The 3,237-nt window shown below is 49.4% G+C and carries 2 rRNA genes; both read left to right on the forward strand.

Annotated features, from left to right (window positions below):
• Positions 1 to 113: 113 nt before the first annotated feature.
• Positions 114 to 3,030, forward strand: a 23S ribosomal RNA gene (locus tag AC2JF8_RS09205).
• 87 nt (positions 3,031 to 3,117) lie between these two features.
• A 5S ribosomal RNA gene (gene rrf / locus AC2JF8_RS09210) occupies positions 3,118 to 3,234 on the forward strand.
• The last annotated feature ends 3 nt before the right edge of the window (positions 3,235 to 3,237 follow it).

Genomic DNA, 3,237 nt, shown 5'->3' on the forward strand with positions numbered 1-3,237 from the left:
AGTTAGTACATTGAAAACTGAATATAATCCAAGAAAAAACCGAGAAACAATCAACAAATCAAAAGAGATAAGAGATTGCACGAGCGACTTAAAAGAGAAGATCTTAGAAGTAAGGTCAAGAAAAGAAGGGCGCACGGTGGATGCCTAGGCACAAACAGGCGAAGAAGGACGTGACGAACCACGAAAGGCTTCGGGGAGCAGTAAGTAAGCAATGATCCGGAGATCTCCGAATGGGGGAACCCAGTGCATGAAGATGCATTACTAATAAGTGAATCAATAGCTTATTAGGGCGAGACGCAGTGAACTGAAACATCTAAGTAGCTGCAGGAAGAGAAAGAAAAATCGATTTCCTTAGTAGCGGCGAGCGAAGAGGAAAGAGCCCAAACCAGATGATTTATCATTTGGGGTTGAAGGACTGCAAGAAGATAGTGCAAGGGATAGCAGAATTACCTGGGAAGGTAAGCCAGAGAGGGTGAGAGCCCCGTAAGCGAAATCCCGCGGACGTCGAGCAGGATCCTGAGTAGGTCGGAACACGAGGAATTCCGATTGAAGCAGCGAGGACCATCTCGCAAGGCTAAATACTAGTTTGTGACCGATAGTGAACCAGTACCGTGAGGGAAAGGTGAAAAGAACCCCGGAAGGGGAGTGAAAGAGAACCTGAAACCGTGTGCCTACAAGTAGTCAGAGCCCGTTAAAGGGTGATGGCGTGCCTTTTGTAGAATGAACCGGCGAGTTACGTTAAATAGCGAGGTTAAGTCATAAAAGGACGGAGCCGTAGCGAAAGCGAGTCTGAAGAGGGCGAGAATAGTTAGTTGATGTAGACCCGAAACCAAGTGACCTACCCATGACCAGGTTGAAGGTGTGGTAAAACGCACTGGAGGACCGAACCCACGTAAGTTAAAAATTGCGGGGATGAGTTGTGGGTAGCGGTGAAATTCCAAACGAACTTGGAGATAGCTGGTTCTCTCCGAAATAGCTTTAGGGCTAGCCTGGTGCGAGAAGCGATAATGGAGGTAGAGCTCTGTTTGGACGAAGGGCCCATCAAGGGTTACTGAATTCAGATAAACTGCGAATTCCAGATATCGGCGCACTGGAGTCAGACTGCGAGTGATAAGATCCGTAGTCGAAAGGGAAACAGCCCAGATCACCAGTTAAGGTCCCAAAATCTATGCTAAGTGGAAAAGGATGTGGAGTTGCGTAGACAACTAGGATGTTGGCTTAGAAGCAGCCATCATTAAAAGAGTGCGTAATAGCTCACTAGTCGAGTGACGCTGCGCCGAAAATTTACCGGGGCTAAGCATAGTACCGAAACTGTGGATGTACATGAAAGTGTACGTGGTAGGAGAGCGTTCTAAGAGCGGAGAAGCTTAATCGAGAGGATAAGTGGAGCGCTTAGAAGTGAGAATGCCGGTATGAGTAGCGCAAGATAGGTGAGAATCCTATCCGCCGAAAGACTAAGGTTTCCTGGGGCAGGCTCGTCCGCCCAGGGTAAGTCGGGACCTAAGGCGAGGCCGAAAGGCGTAGTCGATGGACAACAGGTAGAAATTCCTGTACTGCGATAAATCGTTAATAGCAACGGAGGGACGCAGGAGGCAAAGAACGCATGGCGCTGGACGTCCATGTTTAAGCAACAAGTGTGGGAAAGAGTCAAATGCTTTTTACCAGTAAGCACAAGTTGTGATGAGGAGCGAAATCAAAGTAGCGAAGGTTCTAGAGTCACACTGCCAAGAAAAGCTTCTAGCAAGAGATATCGTACCCGTACCGCAAACCGACACAGGTAGTCGAGTGGAGAACACTAAGGTGAGCGAGAGAACTCTCGTTAAGGAACTCGGCAAAATCGCCCCGTAACTTCGGGAGAAGGGGTGCTGGTGTAAAAGCCAGCCGCAGTGAATAGGCCCAAACAACTGTTTATCAAAAACACAGGTCTCTGCAAAGTCGAAAGACGACGTATAGGGGCTGACACCTGCCCGGTGCTGGAAGGTTAAGGAGAGAGGTTAGGCGCAAGCCGAAGCTTTGAACTGAAGCCCCAGTAAACGGCGGCCGTAACTATAACGGTCCTAAGGTAGCGAAATTCCTTGTCGGGTAAGTTCCGACCTGCACGAAAGGTGTAATGATTTGGGCACTGTCTCAACGAGAGACTCGGTGAAATTATAATACCCGTGAAGATGCGGGTTACCCGCGACAGGACGGAAAGACCCCATGGAGCTTTACTGCAATTTGATATTGGGCAGCTGTTAAACATGTACAGGATAGGTAGGAGCCAGAGAAGATAGTACGCCAGTATTATCAGAGGCAATGTTGGGATACTACCCTTGTTTGATGGCTGCTCTAACCAGGGCCTCTAAGCGAGGCATGGGACAGTGTCAGATGGGCAGTTTGACTGGGGCGGTCGCCTCCTAAAGAGTAACGGAGGCGCCCAAAGGTTCCCTCAGAATGGTTGGAAATCATTCACAGAGTGTAAAGGTATAAGGGAGCTTGACTGCGAGAGCGACAACTCGAGCAGGGACGAAAGTCGGGCTTAGTGATCTGGTGGTACCGCATGGAAGGGCCATCACTCAACGGATAAAAGCTACCCTGGGGATAACAGGCTTATCTCCCCCAAGAGTTCACATCGACGGGGAGGTTTGGCACCTCGATGTCGGCTCGTCGCATCCTGGGGCTGAAGTAGGTCCCAAGGGTTGGGCTGTTCGCCCATTAAAGCGGCACGCGAGCTGGGTTCAGAACGTCGTGAGACAGTTCGGTCCCTATCCGTCGTGGGCGTAGGAAATTTGAGAGGAGCTGTCCTTAGTACGAGAGGACCGGGATGGACATACCGCTGGTGTACCAGTTGTTCTGCCAAGGGCATAGCTGGGTAGCTACGTATGGAAGGGATAAGCGCTGAAAGCATCTAAGTGCGAAACCCCCCTCAAGATGAGATTTCCCATACGAAAGTAGTAAGACACCTCAAAGACGATGAGGTAGATAGGCTAGGAGTGGAAGAGCCGTGAGGTTTGGAGCGGACTAGTACTAATCAGTCGAGGACTTGACCAAAAGCGCGTGCAATCAAGGAGATTGTGGAAGGTTTTTTCAAAAAGGATTATATTTAGTTTTGAGTGTAAGAACTCAAAAAAAGAAAAGTACGGTGGCAAGAGCAAGAAGGAAACACCTGTAACCATGTCGAACACAGTAGTTAAGCTTCTTCACGCCGAGAGTAGTTGGTGGGAGACTGCCTGCGAGGGTAGGACGCTGCCGTGCTTT

Source organism: Lactobacillus sp. CA30L (genome assembly GCF_059900845.1).